Origin of the sequence: Ruicaihuangia caeni (assembly GCF_040536845.1) — a bacterium.
In the GTDB taxonomy this organism is placed as follows: Bacteria; Actinomycetota; Actinomycetes; order Actinomycetales; family Microbacteriaceae; genus Ruicaihuangia; species Ruicaihuangia caeni.
Map to the genome: position 1 here is coordinate 2,170,064 of NZ_CP159582.1, position 17,494 is coordinate 2,187,557.

The following is a 17,494-nucleotide window of genomic DNA, read 5'->3' on the forward strand; positions in this document are numbered from 1 at the left end:
CGCTTCTACGGCGCCAAGGTTCCTACCTCTCGTTCCCGCGTAGACTTGCCGCGCCATGCAGTGCGCCTATTTCGATGCGGCCGTGTGCGGCTCCTGCACGCTGATGGGCCAGTCGTACGACGAGCAGTTGGCCGGCAAGGACCGACACGCCCGCCACTTGCTCGCCGCGCACCGGACGATCGAGTGGATGCCGCCGGTCGCCAGTCGTGAGACGGGATTCCGCAACAAGGCGAAGATGGTCGTCGGTGGCAGCCAGCAGCATCCCACCCTCGGAATCCTCGACGCTGGCGGCGCCGGAGTCGATTTGCGCGATTGCGGCATCTTGCAGCCCGGACTGCGAGCGGCATTCCCTGCGCTCGCCGAGTTCATCGGGCTGGCGAAGCTCGAGCCGTACAGCGTGCCTCGTCGCCGCGGCGAGCTGAAGAACCTCATCCTCACGGAGTCGCCCGCCGGCGAACTGCTGCTGCGCTTCGTGCTGCGTACGACGGAGGCGCTGCCGCGCATCCGCAAGCATCTCCCGGCACTGCTCGAACGGATGCCGCAGCTGCGGGTCGCCTCGGCGAACCTGTTGCCGGAGCACAAGGCGGTCGTCGAGGGCGCTGAGGAGATTCCGCTGACCGAGCAGCAGACGCTCACGATGGAGGTCAACGGCATCCGCATGATGCTCCGTCCGCAGAGCTTCTTCCAGACGAACACGGAGATCGCCGCCGCCCTGTACCGCCAGGCGCGCGAGTGGGTCGACGAAGTCGGCCCGTCGTCGGTGTGGGATCTGTACTGCGGTGTCGGGGGGTTCGCGCTCCATTCCGCCCTCATGGATGCGAACTCGGGAGCGCCGGGCCGCGAAGTCGTCGGTGTCGAAGCGAGCGCCGAGGCGATCGAGAGCGCCCGCTTGGCAGCGCGCAGTATGCCGGGTCTGCGATTCGTCACCAGTGATGCCACCGCGTTCGCCGTCGAGCACAGCGGCGCACCCGACCTCGTGATCGTGAACCCGCCTCGTCGCGGCATCGGTTCGACGCTCGCCGAATGGCTCGAGGGGAGTGGTGTGCGACACGTCGTGTACTCGAGCTGCAACGCGCAGAGCCTCGCCAAGGACCTCGAGCGGATGCCGTCGCTGCTGCCGGTCCGCGCACGCGTGCTCGACATGTTCCCGCACACCGGGCACTACGAAGTCATCACCCTGCTCGAGCGACGCTGAACCGCCGCCGGTCGGCTGTAGTATCGATCGAGCGGCTCCGGGGTGCTGACCCTGGGATGTCGGTGCCGGCGGTTAGCGTTGCTGCATGCGCATCCTGCACACTTCCGATTGGCATATCGGTCGCAGCTTTCACGGCAACTCGACGCTGCCCGCGATCGCTCAGGTGCTCGATGCGCTCGTGCAGCACGTGCGGTCCCAGCAGGTCGATGTCGTGGCGGTCGCGGGCGACGTGTTCGACACCACGACCCCTTCGGTCGAGGCGTACGAGACGCTGAGTCAGGCTCTCGCCCGATTGCGCGACGCCGGTGCACGGGTCGTGCTCACAAGTGGTAACCACGACTCGGCGACCAGGCTCGGCTTCCAATCGCAGTTCGCCGCGCTCGGGGGTATCCACGTCATCACGCGGGCCGACCGAGCCGACCGGCCCGTCACGATCGACGATGAGCATGGCCCCGTGCACTTCTACGGCATCCCGTATACCGAGCCGATCCTGCTGCGCCGCGAGTTCCCGGATTGCGCAGCGCGCTCCCACGCCAAAGCGCTCGACTTCCTGATGCAGCGGGTGCGACGCGACCTGAGCGAACGGGGTGGTCGCTCAGTCGCGCTGGCTCACTGCTTCGCCGTGGCCTTTCGTCACGACGAGCAAGACGCGGCTGAGTCAATCGGCCGAGCGGATGCTGGCAGTGCAAGCGCGGTCCGCCGAAGCGAGGAGCAGACCGTCGGACTCGAGCGAGACATCACTTCCGGCGGCCTCGACCTTGTGCCCGTCCAGGTGTTCGACGGCCCTGACTATGTGGCTCTCGGTCACCTGCATGGGCGGTCCACGCTGAGCCCGAGGGTCCGATACTCCGGTGCGCCGCTGCATTACTCGTTCAGCGAGGGCTTCAAACCTCGCGGCGCCTGGCTTGTCGAGCTCGGAGCGGCAGGGCTGCAAGAAGTGACCTGGCTCGATCTCCCGGTGCCGCGCCGGTTGAGCACGTTGGAAGCGTCGCTCGACGAGCTGATGCAGGGCCCCGAGTACGCCGATCACGAGGGAGATTGGGTCAGCGCGGTGCTCACCGACGAGGTGCGGCCGATCGACGCGATGCGCAAGCTGCAGCAGCGGTTCCCGCACTGCGCGCGAGTTGACCACCGTCCTGCGCGCATCGCGCCCGACGACGCTCGTCGCTACGGCGACCGAGTGCAGGCGAAGTCCGATCCAGAGCTCATCGACGGCTTCTTGCGCCATGTGCGCAATGGTGTGGGCGCCACCGACTTCGAACTCGAAGTGCTCAACGACGTGCTCGAGAGCCTCACCGCGCGGGAGGCGACGGCATGAAGATCGAACGCCTGCGCCTGGCCGGTTTCGGCCCATACAAGACCGAGCAGGTCGTCGACTTCTCGCACTTCGCAGACGACGGCATCTTCCTCATCTCGGGAAAGACCGGAGCGGGCAAGTCCAGTCTGCTCGATGCCATCTGCTTCGCGCTCTACGACGGGGTACCGCGCTATGAGGGCACGAAGCCGAGGCTCCGTAGCGACCATTGCGCTGCTGACGATCACACGATCGTTGAGCTGGAGTTCACCATTCACGGTGACCGCTACCGGGTCACGCGCTCACCTGAGTACGAGCGTCCTCGCAAGCGCGGAGGCGGGACCACCACGCAGGCCGCAACCGCCACGCTGGAACAGCTCCGCGATGGGGTATGGACAGGGATCGCCGCGAAACCTCGCGACGTCGGCATCAGACTGGGCGAGCTGATCGGGCTCTCCCGCGAGCAGTTCCTTCAGGTCATCCTGCTCGCCCAGAACCGTTTCCAGGAGTTCTTGCTCGCGAAGAGCAGTGACCGGTTGGCATTGCTCCGCACGCTGTTCGGCACTCGACGCTTCCAACAGCTCGAGGCCGAGTTGCAGAGCCTTCGCGCAGCAGCGAAGGCAGCGGTGGATGAATCCGAGTCGAGCGTCGAGCACAGGCGCGAAGAGCTTGCCGCTCTGCTGGAGCGAGCCGGATGGGTCGAAGAACGTTCTGCCGACGCAGGTTCCGGAGCCACGTGCGAAGACGCGGATTCCGGCCCGGCGGAGGTGCTTGAGGCCAGCGTCGCCCGGGTTCAGGCACCGGAGGCCGACGGCGAGCGGGCCGACGGCGAAACGGCGGACGGCGAGACGGTGGACCTCGAGGCGGCGGACGTCGCAACTCTGTGGTTCACGATGGCCATCGAGTGGTTCGAAGAACGCGCGGCGGAAGCGGCAGCAGCGCTTGCTCGGCATTCGGTCGCGGTCGAAGAGGCCGAGCGGCACCGCGACGCGGAACTGACGCTCGCCGAGCGCCAGCTCCGGCGAGCAGCGGCGGAGTCGGCGCTGCTCAAGCTCGAAGCGCTGGCCGACCGCACTGATGAGTCGCGCGCGCTCGTCGAGCGCGCCGAGCGCGCGGCCGGCGTGTGGCCGACGCTGATCGCTCACGCAGACGCGGCTTCCGGTTGGGCGGCTGCCGGCGACGGCGCCGCCGAAGCGCTCCGGGGCTTGGGCGATGTCGTCGAAGAATTGCTCCGCGCCTTGCAGAGACCCGAAGCCGCTGCCACCGCCGCGGCGGTGCTCTCTGGTGATCACGACGCACTCGCGCCGTTCCTCGACCTGATCATCGCCGACAAGGGCGCCCTCGAGTCGGCAGCCGCCGATGAGCGCCGCCTGCCAGAGCTGGCAGAGGCGGCGGCTGCCGCTGAACTGCGTCGCGAGCGCCTCGACCAGGAGCTCGAGCAGCTCGAAGAACGGGCTCGGTCGCTGCCCGCGCGCATCGACGTCATCCGTCACGAACTCCACGCTCACCAGCTCCTCGCTGCCGAGATCGACAACGCGCTCGCCGACTTGGAGCGCCTTGGAGAGACCCGGGAAGCGGCCCGAGCGGTTCAGCGTCTGGAGCCTGAACTCGCGAGTGCCGTCGAGCAGGAACTCAGCGCGTCCAGACGGCACGGCGAGGCAGCACAGCGACTCACCGCGCTGCGCGAAGCCCGGTACCGGGGGTACGCCGCCGAGCTGGCCGCCCAGCTCGAATCCGGCGCTCCCTGCGTCGTGTGCGGATCGAACGAGCACCCTGCTCCCGCTGCGCCGAGCGATGACGCCGTCTCGCAACACGACATCGACCAGGCCACTGAGCAGCTTGACCGCGAACGAGCCGCGCTCGATGAGACGGCAGCCGTCGTTCATGCGAGTCGCGAAGCGCTTGCGGCAGCGAGAGCACGGCTAGGCCGATTCCTCGACCTTGCCGATCCGCTCGCGAGTGTCGACGAGGCGATCGCCTCCGCCGAGCAGCGAGCCAAGGCCTCGCGTCTTGCAGCGCAGATGGTGACGACGCAGAGCACTGCCCTCGATTCGCTCCTGAACGAACTCGCGCAGGCTCAGGAGCGCGCGGCCGATGCTCGCGAGCACCGCACAGCCGCGGTCGCCGCCGAGGAGGCGGCGCTCCGGAGCCATGACGACATGGCCGCAGCGATCGAGAGCCGGCGCGGAGACCACGCCTCCATCGCAGAACGCATGCACGCCCTTGTGTCCGGTGCGGATGCGGTCAAGAGGGTGCGCGATGCGGCTGCCACGCTTGCCGAGCGCAAGACGGTGCTCGATCGTGCAGCGAGGGCACTCCAAGAGGGTCTCCAGGCCCACGGCTTCGCTGAAGCGGACGAAGTGCGAGAAGCGAGGCTCGAGCCGTCCGAACTGGAGAAGACCCGCGCGCGCATCAAGGCGCATGACGACGAGGTCGTCCGCCATCGCGCGACGCTCGACGATCCCCAACTCCGCGATCTGCCAACCGAACCGGCAGACCCAGCACGCGCCGAGTCCTCACTGGCGGTCGCTCGCGCCGCAAGAGATGGTGCCGTCGCAGCGCAAAGCGCACGCGCCGAACAACTCACTCAAGCGCGACGGCTCACCGACGAAGCGTTGGAGGCGCTCGAACGCACGCGCGTCGCTCGAGAGCGCTATGAAGGGATACTCCAGCTCGCGAACACCGTGAAGGGCGATGAACCCAACACCCGGAAGATGAGTTTGGAAGCGTACGTGCTCGCCGCCGAGCTCGAGGCCATCGTCGACGCCGCGAACTCGCGTCTCCGGGTCATGACCGACGCGCGGTACTCGCTGGTGCACGATGACGAGGTGCAGTATCGGCGAGCAGCCTCTGGGCTGGGGCTCGCGATCTTGGATCAGCACACCGGTGTGGCGCGGGCCACTCATTCACTGTCTGGCGGCGAGACATTCCTTGCCTCGCTCGCGCTCGCGCTCGGCCTCGCAGAAGTCGTCACCTCACGCGCAGGGGGTATCACGCTCGACACCCTGTTCATCGACGAGGGGTTCGGCTCTCTCGACGCCGCCACGCTCGAGACAGCCATGAGCACGCTCCACGGGTTGCGCGCAGGCGGCCGCACAATCGGGCTCATCAGTCACGTCGAGGCGATGCGTGAACAGATCCCGGCGACGTTGCGCATCAACGTCACTCCTCACGGCTGGAGCGTGCTCGACCAGCCGGACGCTGTCCCACCCGTCCACGACCCCGGCGCGACCGGGCGGCATTCAGCAACCGGCCGCCCCTCCGGCGAACCACCCGGCCAGCCCGAGGCAGATGCGGCCTGACCCCTTGGGTACGCTCGAGGCATGAGCGTTGTCACCGTGCCCTTCGACGTCCCCATCCGCAAGTCCGACGGCTCGCACATCACGCTCGAGGAGCACCGCGGGAAGGTGCTGCTCATCGTCAACGTGGCCTCTGAATGCGGCAACACGCCGCAGTATGAGGGCCTCGAACAGCTGCAACGCGAATACGGGGAGCGCGGACTTCAAGTGCTCGCCTTCCCGTGCAACCAATTCGGCGAGCAGGAACCCGGCACCGACGAGCAGATCCAAGAGTTCTGCCGCACCGAGTTCGGCGTCAGCTTCCCCGTGTTCAGCAAGATCGACGTCAACGGCGATAACCGGCATCCGCTGTACGCGGCGCTCACGGGCGCGCCTGATGCAGCGGGGACGGCTGGCGACGTCCAGTGGAACTTCGAGAAGTTCCTGGTCGGCGCCGACGGCACGGTTGCAGCGCGAGTGCGCCCAAAGGTGCAACCGACTGACCCGGAGTTCGTCTCGGTGCTCGAGACCGTCCTGGGCGGAGAAGAGCCACCCGCGTGAGCGCCGCGAATGCGGCGGGACATCACCGCAAGAACGACATGCGCGACCTTGCGGTGGCCTATGCCGATGACCTCGCCGCGTTCATCGAGGCGTCTCCCTCGTCGTACCACGCCGCCGCCGAAGTCGCGAGGCGGCTTGAGGCAGCCGGGTTCGTGCGGCTGCTCGAGCACGAAGATTGGAGCGCGCAGGCGGCGCGGATCGCGTCGGCACCCGGCGCGGTGGTGATCCGGGACGGCGCCGTCATCGCGTGGCGCACCCCCGAGACTGTGGACCCGGTGGCGCCGTTCCGCATCATCGGTGCTCACACCGACTCGCCCGGGTTCAAGCTGAAACCGAACCCCAGCAACGCGCGGCACGGCTGGCTGCAGGCGGGTGTCGAAGTCTACGGCGGGCCGCTTCTCAATTCCTGGCTCGACCGCGAACTCGAATTGGCGGGAAGGATCGTCACCCGTGGCGGTGCCGAGCACCTGGTGCGCACCGGGCCGTTGCTGCGTATTCCGCAGCTCGCGATCCATCTCGATCGGGATGCGAATCAGGCATTGACCCTCGACCGGCAGCGTCATGTGCAGCCCGTGTGGGGCACGGGTAGCGAGGGTGACCTGTTGGAGCGCTTCGCGCGCTCAGTCGGCGTGCTCCGCGATGATGTCGTCGGGTTCGACCTGCTCACTGCCGACACCGCGCACCCCGCCAGGTTCGGAGCGGAGGGCGAGCTGTTCGCGGCCGGCCGACTCGACAACCTGGTGTCCGTTCACGCCGGTGTGCGGGCGCTCCTCGAAGAGCATTCGGGCCTGGATCACATCAGCGTGCTCGCAGCCTTCGACCATGAGGAGCTCGGGTCTGAGAGCCGTTCGGGTGCGAGCGGACCCTTCCTCGATGACGTGCTCACGCGCATCGTGCTTCTGCGAGGAGGGGGAAGCGAAGAGCGCGCGCGGGCGCTCGCCGGCTCGTGGTGCCTGTCGGCCGACACCGGCCACGCGGTGCACCCCAACTACGCCGAGAAGCACGACCCTGACAATCAGCCGCGCGCCGGCGGCGGCCCGTTGCTGAAGCTCAACGCGAATCAGCGCTACGCCAGCGACGCCCACGGCACCGCGCTCTGGGCGCGAGTGTGCGAAGCGGCGGGTGTCAAGTACCAGGAATTCGTGTCGAACAACGGGGTGCCGTGCGGTTCGACCATCGGGCCGCTGACGGCAACGAGGCTCGGCATCCGCACGGTCGACGTCGGTGCGCCCTTGTTGTCGATGCACTCCGCTCGCGAACTGTGCCACGTCGACGACGCAGCGGCGCTCTGCAGTGCGCTCGCGGCCTTCGCCGCCGGCGCCTGACAGCGCCAGCGCCTGATCTCGGCGCCGGCGCAGCGACCTCAGGCTGCTGCGATGCCCTCCGACACCGAGTCAAGGCGTGCCAGTGCATCGGCCGGGAGTTCGAGAGTCGCTCCGCGCAGTACGGCGTCGAGCTGCCCGACGTGGCGTGCGCTGGCGATCGGCGCCGCCACCGCCGGCTTCGAACGAAGCCATGCGAGAGCGACGGCGGTCGGCTCCGCATCGACCGACGCTGCGACCTCGACCAGGGTGTCGATCACGCCGAAGGTGCGGTCGTTCATGTACTTGGCCGTCTGCCTCGCGCGATCAGCGCCCTCGACATCGGCGGCGTTGCGGTACTTACCCGTCAGCAGGCCGGCGGCCAGGCTGAAGTAGGGCAGCACGCCGAGACCGTGTCGCTCGGCGAGCGGCGCGTAGCTCGACTCGAACGGCTCGCGCGCGAGCAGGTTGTAGTGCGGCTGCAGCGCGATCGGCTTGACGAACGAGTGCTGCTCGGCCACATCGAACCACTCATCGATTCGCTCGGGAGTGAAGTTCGACAGTGCGATGTGGCGCACCTTGCCGGCCTTGACCAGGGCGTCGAACGCGCCCGCGGCTTCGACGAGCGGAACCGACGGGTCGTCGTAGTGGGCGTAGTAGAGGTCGATGTAGTCGGTGCCGAGGCGTGCGAGCGACGCGTCGGCGGCCTTGGCGATGTTGTCGGGAGCCAGTCCCTTGAACTGCGGATGCGTGCTGACCTTCGTCGCGACCTGCAGCGCGTCTCGCGAGCCCCGCGACTTCAGCCACTTGCCGATCACGGTCTCCGACTCGCCACCGGTGTTGCCGGGCGCCCAGTGCGAGTAGCCGTCCGCAGAATCGACCATGGTTCCGCCGGCCGCAGTGAACGCGTCGAGCACGGCGAACGAAGTCTCCTCGTCGCTGGTCCACCCGAAGGTGTTCCCGCCGAGCACCAGAGGGAAGATCTCAAGGTCGGAGCGTCCGAGCAGGGGCATGACTGGGTTCCTTTCGGGTGCGATCGCCGGTCATCGGCGCGTTCCCGAGTATCCCAGGCGCCCCTGAACGACGTGCATCGCGTGCCGTCGGCCGGTACGCCTCAACACCGACGCGAGCCGACGTCGGGGCAGCTTGAAACGAGGAAGATCGATTCCGGCATCCTTCGGTCGCCCGACGCTCTTATGATCGTTCCCGGTGGAACTCTCCCTCGTCGTCGTGCTGGTCATCGGGCTGGCGCTCTTCTTCGACTTCACAAACGGCTTCCACGACACAGCCAACGCAATGGCGACGCCCATCGCCACGGGGGCGCTCAAACCGAAGCTCGCGGTGGCGCTGGCGGCAGTGCTCAACCTCGTCGGGGCGTTCCTGTCGACCGAGGTGGCGAAGACGATCTCCGGCGGGCTCATCCGCGAAGGCGATGGGGGAGTGCTCATCACTCCTGAGATGATCTTCGCCGGACTGATCGGCGCGATCGTCTGGAACATGATCACCTGGCTGCTGGGGCTGCCCTCGAGCTCATCGCACGCGCTGTTCGGCGGCCTCATCGGCGCCGCGGTCGTGGGCGTGGGCTTCCACGCGATCGATGCAGGCGTGCTGCTCTCGAAGATCGTGCTCCCAGCGTTCTTCGCGCCCGTGATCGCCGGCGTCATCGCGTTCATCGCCACCAAGCTCGCCTACCGTGTGGCAGGACGAGGCAGCCTGGAAGGCTACAAGCGCGGACAGATCTTCACCTCATCGCTCGTGGCGCTCGCACACGGCACCAATGACGCTCAGAAGACGATGGGCGTCATCACGCTCACCTTGATCGCCACCGGCGCGCAAGCAGCCGGTACCGGGCCCGAGTTCTGGGTTATCGCCACCTGCGCACTGGCGATCGCGCTGGGCACCTACACGGGCGGGTGGCGCATCATCCGCACGCTCGGCACCGGGATCACGCAGGTGACTCCACCTCAGGGCTTCGCTGCTGAAGCCTCCACCACGGCAACGATCCTGGCCTCGTCGCACCTGGGTTTCGCGCTCTCCACCACTCAGGTGGCGTCCGGCTCTGTGATCGGCTCGGGTCTGGGACGCGACCGGAAAGCCGTTCGCTGGCGTGTCGCGGGCCGGATCGCCATCGCGTGGCTCATCACGCTGCCCGCTTCCGCCTGCGTGGCGGGGCTTGCCGAGCTCGTGGCGAGAATGGGAACGATCGGGATCGTTCTCGACGCTCTGGCGGGCGTCGGGCTCATTCTCACCATGTACCTCATCTCGCGACGCAACGCGGTCGGTCACGAGAATGTCAACCTTCGTCCGGTGCCTGTCTCGCCCGTTCCCGAGGCGAACATCGTCGAGGAGGCGCGGTGATCGATTGGGCTGCGTTCTTCGTGGTCGCGGCGGCATCATTGCTGGGCGCCTGCGCCGTGGTCGTGCTCTTCGCGCTCGGCGTGCGCAACGCAGCCCGCCGACCGTGGCTCGCGCGCACCTGCTGGGTGCTGTGCGGAGCCGCTGTGCTCTTCGGCATCTACCTCATCGTGCCGGCACTGCACGCCTGACGGCTCGCGGCATCCGACGGGTCCTTCGAGCGCTCGAGCAGCACAACGGCTGCCCGGCTGCGGAAGCCCTATACGGTCCGTACAACGCCCTCCGGGGCGTTTGTACCGGGTGGATAATGACTCCCGGGTGGCGAAGGGGCAGAGTGGAGGGACGCGCTACTGCGTCCGGTTTCACTGTCAAAGGAGATCGCATTGATGACCTCGGCCTCGCAGCCCTTCGACGAGCCGTCCCTGGAGCCTGATGAGAGCCTGGTGAAGACGACCGGACCCGAGCGCGCCACCGAGCGGCTGCACGACCCGGCCGGGCCGACTCGGACCGACCGTGACTCGCTCGGCGAGCTGCAGATCCCCGCCGATGTGTACTGGGGCGTCCACACCGCCCGCGCGTTGCAGAACTTCCCCATCACGCGTCGAGCCATCAGCAACCACCCCAACCTCATCAAGGCGCTCGCCATGGTGAAGCAGGCGGCCGCCCGCGCGAACAAGGAGATCGGGGTGCTCGAGCCTGCGAAGGCCGACATCATCGACCAGGTCTGTGAAGAGATCATCGGCGGTGCCCTGCACGACCAGTTCGTCGTCGGCGTCATTCAGGGCGGTGCGGGCACCAGCACCAACATGTGCGCCAACGAGATCATCACCAACCGCGCACTTGAGCTCATGGGCCACGGCCGCGGCGAGTACCAGTACCTCAACCCGAACGACGACGTCAACCGCAGCCAGAGCACCAACGACGTCTACCCGACCGCGATCAAGCTCGCGATGATCTTCTCGCTGCAGCGGATGCTGCACGAGCACGAGCTGCTCATCGCCTCGTTCGCCGCGAAGGGCGAAGAGTTCCGCAGTGTGCTCAAGGTCGGCCGCACACAGCTGCAGGATGCCGTGCCCATGACGCTCGGCCAGGAGTTCCGCGGCTTCGCCACCACGCTCACCGAGGACCGCGACCGCCTGCGCGAGGTCATCCCGTTCCTGCTCGAGTTCAACCTCGGCGCGACGGCGATCGGCACCGGCATCACGGCCGACCCGCGTTATGCGGAGACGGTGCGCAAGCACCTCGCCGACATCACGGGCCTGCCTGTGAAGACCGCGACCGACCTGGTCGAGGCGACGAGCGACACCGGCGTCTTCATGACGCTCTCCGGCACGCTCAAGCGCTCGGCGGCGAAGCTCTCGAAGATCTGCAACGACCTGCGTCTGCTCTCCAGCGGCCCGCAGGCGGGGCTTGGTGAGATCAACCTGCCCAAGATGCAGGCCGGCTCATCGATCATGCCGGGCAAGGTCAACCCGGTGATCCCCGAGGTGGTGAACCAGGTGGCGTTCTCGGTCATCGGCGCCGACGCGACCGTCACCGCGGCCTCCGAGGCCGGCCAGTTGCAGCTCAACGCCTTCGAACCGGTGATCGCCGCGAGCATCATGCAGTCTCTGGCCTGGATGGCGAACGCGTGCCACACGCTGCGCCTGAACTGCGTCGACGGCATCACCGCGAACGTCGATCGACTCGCCCTGCAGGTGGGGTCGAGCGTCGGCGTCGTCACCGCGCTCACCCCGTACATCGGTTACGCCGCGGCGGCGGCCCTCGCCAACCAGGCGCTCACCACGAACGCCTCGATCGCCGACCTGGTGGTGGAAGCCGGTTTGATGGAAGCCGAGGAGGTCGCCCGTGTGCTCCAGCCCGAGCGGCTCAGCGGCATCATGCCCGTGACGGGTGTGCTCGATCTTCCTCAGGACGACGCGCAGCGCTGAGAACCAGCGTCGCGGCATTCACCGCTGGATCTCCAGCGCTGAGGCTGCGTGTCGGTGGGGCCGTCTCCAGTCACCGGCCACACCGACACGCACGAACGCCCCGGACCGCCAGAAGCGGTTCCGGGGCGTTCATTTTCGTTTTCGTCAGGCGCCGTTCGCTGTCACAGCGGTCGGGCGTCGTCATCGCCGCCCTCATCCTCCGGCTCTTCGGCCTCGATCTTCTCATCGGGGTCGATAGTGGGCGGAGCAGTTGGCTCGGCCGGCTCCTCCGAGAGGTCGACCTCGCGCTGCTCGTCGGCGCTGATGTCGTATTCCTTCACGTGTTCACCTTCCTCGATGCGACGGCGGCGGCTGCCGGCCGTAGCTGCACGCTACCCCGAGCGTGTGGCGTCGGCATCCGCTCGGCGTTGGTGATCACGAGCAGTTCGGCCGCGGATGCCGACGGCGCGCGCCGTGCGGCACCGGAGCGTCAGGGGAGGTTCGCGAGCAGGTCGCCTTCTCGCTCGACGCGCTCGAGCACTTCGCGGAACTCGAGCTGCTTGAGGTCCGGGTCGTCGAGCTCCTCCCAAGTGCGGGGCGCGGCGACCCAAGGGCGCGCGCGTCCACGGAGCGAGTACGGCGACACGGTCGTCTTGCTCGCGCGATTCTGGCTCCAATCGACGAACACCCGACCCTCGCGCTTGGCCTTGCGGATGTTGGAGACCACCAGGTCTGGTCGCTCGGCCTCCAACTGCTCGGCCACTTCGTGCGCGAGGTCGGTGAGTTCGTCACTCGTGCGACTGCCATCCGCGGCGGCATAGAGGTGAATGCCCTTGCTGCCGCTCGTGACTGGGAAGGGATCGAAACCCCGGTCGGCCAGTCGCTCCCGCAGCAGTTTCGCGACCATCACGCAGTGCGAGATGTCGGCGCCCTCGCCCGGGTCGAGATCCAGCACGAGACGATCGGGCGAGAGCGGATGCCGGTCACCGAACCGCCACTGCGGCACATGCACCTCGAGCGCGCCGATCTGCCCGAGCCACAGCAGCGTGGGCAGATCGTTCACCAGGGGATAGTCGTTGCTGTGGTCCTGGTGCTGCTGCGTGCCCCGTGCAACCCACTCGGGTGTCGAACGGTCGAGGTTCTTCTGGAAGAACGATTCACCCGGCGCCTCGGCGGTGCCCACGCCATGCGGCCAGCGCTTACGGGTCGCCGGCCGATCGACAAGGTGCGGCAGCATCACCGGCGCGATCGCCTCGAGGTACTCGAGGACCTCCCGCTTGGTGGTGCCGGTGGAGGGGTACAGCACTTTGTCGAGACTCGTGAACCGGAGAGATCTGCCGTCGACATCGACGGTCTGCTCGCGCGCCGCAGCCATGCCGACACAGTACGTCGGTCACGACCGCGGCGCCCGGCGGCGGCGCTCAGTCGCGCTGCGCTCGCCGCAGCCTGGTGATCCAGGGCAGCAGCAGCCAGGCGACAAGCACGAGAAGGAGCATTCCTCCCGCGGCGATCATCGCCGCTGTGCGGTTCGTCACCAAGTCGACGACGAGCAGCACCGTCCCGATCAGCACCAGGGAGATGAGCGCGAGCACGGTCTTCAGCGCGAAGTTCGCGAATCTCACGATCATCGGCTTGGCGCGCTGGCGGAAGAGCGCTCGGTGCATGCTCACAGGGGCGAGCGCGAGCACCGTGCTCGCAATCGCGGCGATCAGTACCCCCAAGTAGAGATACCGGTCGAATGCGTCGAGTTCCGCGAAGCGGGGTTGAAAGGCAAGGGTGAGCAGGAACCCGGCGAAGATCTGCGTGCCGGTCTGGGTGACGCGCAACTCCTGCAGGATCTCGTTCCAGTTGCGGTCGATGCGCTCGGGCTCGGTCTCATGGGGCAGTGGGCTCCGGCTCTCATCCATGGGCAGATAGTAGCCGGACGAAAATCACTACGCTGGAGGGGTGGATCCCGCGGTCGAACCGGTGCGCAGCGCGCCGTTCGACGTGCGCCAGGGAGCCAACGGGGTCGCGCAACCGGTCCTCGCGCAGAGGCCGCAATCGCACCCGTGGCTCATCGCAGCCGGTGTCATCGGCGTGCTCATCGGCGGGGTGGCCCTGCTGATCGTGTTCAGCTATCTCGCCGCGGTGTTCGGCGTCGCGGGCCTCATGTCGGCGTCCCTGCTGGCGCTCGTCCCGCTCGTGATCGTGGTGCTCGCGGTGCGCTGGATCGACCGCTGGGAGCCCGAGCCCAAGCTCGCACAACTGTTCGCCTTCCTCTGGGGCGCAGGCGTCTCAGTGCTCATCGCTCTGCTGATCGACAGCGAGGTCCAGAACGTCATCGCCGGAATCGGAGGAGACGACGGCCGGTTCGAGTTCTTCCAGGCGACCGTGCAGGCGCCCATCGTCGAAGAGGTCGCGAAGGGCCTCGGCGTGCTGCTGGTGTTCGTGTTCGCCCGCCGCCACTTCGACGGCCCCGTCGATGGGGTCGTGTACGCGGCGCTCACGGCGGCCGGGTTCGCCTTCACCGAGAACATCCAGTACTTCGGTGTCGTCATGGTCGAGGGCGACGGCCTTGCCGATGTCGCCGCTACGTTCTTCATGCGCGGCTTCATGTCTCCATTCGCGCACGTGATGTTCACCGCGCTCGCCGGGTTCGCCATCGGCTTCGCCGCCAGCAAGTCGAGAAGCATCCTGAGCGGAATCGGGGGCTTCCTCGTCGGACTCGTGCCCGCGGTGCTGCTGCACGCCTTCTGGAACGGTGCGCTCTACTTCGTCTGGGACTTCTTCGGCTACTACGCCCTGGTGCAGGTTCCCCTGTTCCTCATCGGCGTAGGGCTCGTGCTCTATCTGCGCAAGCAGGAGCGCAATGTGACCCTCGCCCGTCTCTCCGAGTACGCGGATGCCGGATGGTTCAATCCGGCCGAGATCGTGGTGCTCGCAACGCCGGCGGGCCGTCGACGCGCGCAGACCTGGGCCAGCGGGTACGGGCTGGCGCGCCAGATGAAGGACTACATCGGGTACTCGACCAAGCTCGCGTTCACGCGCCAGCGACTGCTCGCCGAGGGCGACACGAAGGCACTCAGGCAGCGCGAGGCGATGCTCCTCCGGGCTGTCGTGGCGTCACGCCGCGCATTGCAGGCGCCGGCCTACCGGCGCTGACCCGACACCGCTCACTCGGCACTGACCCGCTGGCACTCAGCCCAGACAGCACTCAACCCCGGTGTTCGCGGCACTGCCTGCGAATCTCCCGGGGTCGAGTTGGTATCTAAATCATGTGCGATCCCGTGCGGTTTGGCAAGGGTTTTCTGAAACAGACGAACCGCTGACAGGGGCCCGGATGCCGATAGAATTGTCGTCCTTCCCGAAACCGAGGTGTGTGTGACCAACCGCGAACTCGAGCGCGAACGCGACTACGTCGCAGCCCTGTACCAGCGCCTCGATGCGGTGCGCAACGAGGCCGAGAACGCCCTGTCGGAAGTGCTCAGGCAGACTCCCGGCGGCACGCATCAGCACCGCTCGGAACGCGACGCGTTCGCGAGGGTCTATGGCGACCGCATCGCGCAGTTGCGCGAGGTCGATGAGCGGCTGGCCTTCGGCAAGCTGACAACTGAGTCTGGCGCTGAACGCTATATCGGCCGCATCGGCCTGCGCGACGATGACCGCGAGCCCGTGCTGCTCGACTGGAGAGCGCCGCAGGCCAGCGCCTTCTACCAGGCGACCGCCGCTCATCCGCTCGGCATGCGGGCGCGCCGGCATCTCATGTTGAAGGGCCGCACAGTTCAATCGATCACCGACGATGTCTTCGACGAAGACCTGCTCGACGAGACCGCCGGAGGCGATTCGGCGCTGCTTGCTGCCTTGACGGCGCAGCGCACTGGTCGCATGCACGACATCGTCGCGACCATCCAGGCGGAGCAGGACCGCATCATCCGAAGCGCGGATCGCGGCGTGCTTGTCGTGCAGGGCGGACCAGGCACAGGCAAGACGGCCGTTGCGCTCCATCGCGCCGCCTATCTGCTCTACGAGCACCGGGAACGACTCGCCCGCAGCGGTGTTCTCATCGTCGGACCGTCGCGCAGCTTCCTGAGCTACATCGAGCAGGTGCTGCCGTCGCTCGGCGAGACGGGCGTCGTGCTCTCGAGCGTGGGTCAGCTCTACCCGGGTATCGAAGCGCGGCATGACGATGCGCCCGAAGTCGCTGCGCTGAAGGGCTCGCACGAGATGGCAGACCTGCTCCGTAGGGCTGTCAAGAGCCGCCAGGTCGTGCCGCGCGAGCCGCAAGACATCGACGTCAATGGCGAACGGCTCACGGTCGCTCCGGAGCTGATCGAGCGGGCGATGCGCGAAGCATGGGCCACCAGGCGTCCGCATAACGTCGCCAGGGTCACGTTCAACATCGCGGCTCTCAAAGCCCTCGCGAACCAGCTCGCGGCTCAACTGCGAGCGCGAGGCAACGTCGTCGACGAGGGCGACATGCCGCTGCTCTTCGAAGACCTGCGCACCGCGCACGATGTGAAGGTGGTGCTCAACACGGCGTGGTTGCCGCTCACACCCTTGAAGCTGATCGAAGACCTCTACGCGCGCCCGAACTGGCTGGCGAGCATCACGCAGCGCTGGTCGCCGGAGAAGCGCGCGCTGCTGCGCCGGCCGCGCGGATCCCAACTCACCATCTCCGATATCGCGTTGCTCGATGAAGCGGCCGAACTCCTGGGTGAAGCCGACGTCAAAGCGGGAGCCGAGCGGCGAGCCGCTGAAGAGCAGCGCCGACGCGACCTCGAGAACGCGGAGCAGGCCATCCGCAACATGGGCGTCGAGGGTCGCGTGTCTGCTGAGGCGCTCGCCGAGGGCTTCGCCGACGCGCCTGCCCGGATGACCGCCGCGGAACGGGCGCTGGTCGACCGCACCTGGACCTACGGGCACATCGTTGTCGATGAGGCGCAGGAACTCTCGCCCATGCAATGGCGGATGCTCAAGCGGCGATGCCCCATGCGGAGCTTCACGATCGTCGGCGATATCGCGCAGGCGGCGTCGGCCGCCGCGGCATCCGATTGGCGCACCGCACTGCGCTCGCTCACCGACGACTTCCGCGTCGAGCAGCTGACCGTGAACTACCGCACGCCACGCCAGATCATCGAGCTCGCGGACCGTTTCGCCACAGCCCAGGGCCTGCCCGTGACGCCGTCTCGCGCGGTTCGCGACGCTGAGCACGAGGTGCTCCGCAGCACCGGCCCGCTCGTCGAATCGGTGCTCGATGCGGTAGCAGCAGACCGCGCCATTGACTCGGCGGGGACTTTGGCGGTGATCGCCGACGAGTCGCTGCTCGCGGAGTTGCATTCGGCCCTGCGCGCAAGGTTCGGACCGCTGGTCGCGCCCGATACCGAGTCGCTCCAGCATCCGATCGCCGTGCTGACACCCGCTGCGGCGAAGGGCCTCGAGTTCGACGCGGTCGTTCTCGCCGAGCCTCGACGCATCCTCCGGGCGAGCACGCGCGGCGCCGCGTCACTGTATGTCGCGATGACGCGCCCGACGCAACGGCTCCGGATAGTCTCGGAAGAGACATCGCCCCTCTGAGGTGAGCGCGGGCGAGTCGCACCCCGAGTGGATCGGAGGCCGAC

At 67.5% G+C, this 17,494-nt stretch carries 14 protein-coding genes; 10 read left to right on the top strand and 4 right to left on the bottom strand.

Features of this window, described 5'->3' with window-relative positions; all coding sequences use genetic code 11:
• Positions 1 to 55 precede the first annotated feature (55 nt).
• The 5 genes from rlmC to ABV606_RS10125 all read left to right on the top strand — a co-directional run bounded on the left by rlmC (position 56) and on the right by ABV606_RS10125 (position 7,653).
• Positions 56 to 1,195: a 23S rRNA (uracil(747)-C(5))-methyltransferase RlmC gene (gene rlmC / locus ABV606_RS10105; RefSeq protein ID WP_353987613.1), complete on the top strand. Its 1,140-nt coding sequence runs from the start codon at positions 56 to 58 to the stop codon at positions 1,193 to 1,195.
• A gap of 85 nt (positions 1,196 to 1,280) precedes the next feature.
• Positions 1,281 to 2,513, top strand: a complete 1,233-nt coding sequence (locus tag ABV606_RS10110; RefSeq protein WP_353987615.1) for an exonuclease SbcCD subunit D — start codon at positions 1,281 to 1,283, stop codon at positions 2,511 to 2,513.
• Positions 2,510 to 5,791 (top strand): SMC family ATPase, encoded by a 3,282-nt coding sequence (locus ABV606_RS10115; RefSeq protein WP_353987616.1) that lies wholly within the window; start codon positions 2,510 to 2,512, stop codon positions 5,789 to 5,791. The genes ABV606_RS10110 and ABV606_RS10115 overlap by 4 nt, the downstream gene beginning before the upstream one ends.
• Positions 5,792 to 5,812: 21 nt before the next feature.
• On the top strand, positions 5,813 to 6,328 hold the full coding sequence (locus tag ABV606_RS10120; protein WP_353987618.1) for a glutathione peroxidase: 516 nt from the start codon (positions 5,813 to 5,815) through the stop codon (positions 6,326 to 6,328).
• A gap of 38 nt (positions 6,329 to 6,366) precedes the next feature.
• Positions 6,367 to 7,653, top strand: a complete 1,287-nt coding sequence (locus ABV606_RS10125; RefSeq protein WP_353988815.1) for a M18 family aminopeptidase — start codon at positions 6,367 to 6,369, stop codon at positions 7,651 to 7,653.
• A gap of 38 nt (positions 7,654 to 7,691) precedes the next feature.
• Here the strand turns inward: ABV606_RS10125 and ABV606_RS10130 are convergent, their stop codons facing one another.
• Positions 7,692 to 8,642: an aldo/keto reductase gene (locus ABV606_RS10130; RefSeq protein WP_353987620.1), complete on the bottom strand. Its 951-nt coding sequence runs from the start codon at positions 8,640 to 8,642 to the stop codon at positions 7,692 to 7,694.
• 196 nt (positions 8,643 to 8,838) lie between these two features.
• Between ABV606_RS10130 and ABV606_RS10135 the strand changes: the two genes are divergently transcribed.
• The 3 genes from ABV606_RS10135 (at position 8,839) to ABV606_RS10145 (ending at position 11,915) form a co-directional block, all read left to right on the top strand.
• The gene (locus ABV606_RS10135) at positions 8,839 to 9,987 is read left to right on the top strand and encodes an inorganic phosphate transporter (protein WP_353987621.1); all 1,149 of its coding nucleotides are present in this window, start codon (positions 8,839 to 8,841) and stop codon (positions 9,985 to 9,987) included.
• The gene (locus ABV606_RS10140) at positions 9,984 to 10,175 is read left to right on the top strand and encodes a hypothetical protein (protein ID WP_281489487.1); all 192 of its coding nucleotides are present in this window, start codon (positions 9,984 to 9,986) and stop codon (positions 10,173 to 10,175) included. The genes ABV606_RS10135 and ABV606_RS10140 overlap by 4 nt, the downstream gene beginning before the upstream one ends.
• A gap of 195 nt (positions 10,176 to 10,370) precedes the next feature.
• Positions 10,371 to 11,915: an aspartate ammonia-lyase gene (locus ABV606_RS10145; RefSeq protein WP_281489488.1), complete on the top strand. Its 1,545-nt coding sequence runs from the start codon at positions 10,371 to 10,373 to the stop codon at positions 11,913 to 11,915.
• 161 nt (positions 11,916 to 12,076) lie between these two features.
• Here the strand turns inward: ABV606_RS10145 and ABV606_RS10150 are convergent, their stop codons facing one another.
• The 3 genes from ABV606_RS10150 to ABV606_RS10160 form a co-directional block, all read right to left on the bottom strand.
• Entirely contained in the window at positions 12,077 to 12,235 is a 159-nt protein-coding gene (locus ABV606_RS10150) for a hypothetical protein (RefSeq protein WP_281489489.1), read from the bottom strand.
• 149 nt (positions 12,236 to 12,384) lie between these two features.
• Positions 12,385 to 13,269 carry a non-homologous end-joining DNA ligase gene (ligD, locus tag ABV606_RS10155; RefSeq protein ID WP_353987624.1) on the bottom strand — a complete coding sequence of 295 codons (885 nt, stop codon included), beginning with the start codon at positions 13,267 to 13,269 and terminating at the stop codon, positions 12,385 to 12,387.
• Positions 13,270 to 13,315: 46 nt separating this feature from the next.
• Entirely contained in the window at positions 13,316 to 13,801 is a 486-nt protein-coding gene (locus ABV606_RS10160) for a DUF6328 family protein (protein ID WP_281489490.1), read from the bottom strand.
• 40 nt (positions 13,802 to 13,841) lie between these two features.
• Between ABV606_RS10160 and ABV606_RS10165 the strand changes: the two genes are divergently transcribed.
• Positions 13,842 to 15,038: a PrsW family intramembrane metalloprotease gene (locus ABV606_RS10165; protein ID WP_353987626.1), complete on the top strand. Its 1,197-nt coding sequence runs from the start codon at positions 13,842 to 13,844 to the stop codon at positions 15,036 to 15,038.
• Between the two features lie 219 nt (positions 15,039 to 15,257).
• Positions 15,258 to 17,450 carry a HelD family protein gene (locus ABV606_RS10170; RefSeq protein WP_353987627.1) on the top strand — a complete coding sequence of 731 codons (2,193 nt, stop codon included), beginning with the start codon at positions 15,258 to 15,260 and terminating at the stop codon, positions 17,448 to 17,450.
• Positions 17,451 to 17,494 lie beyond the last annotated feature (44 nt).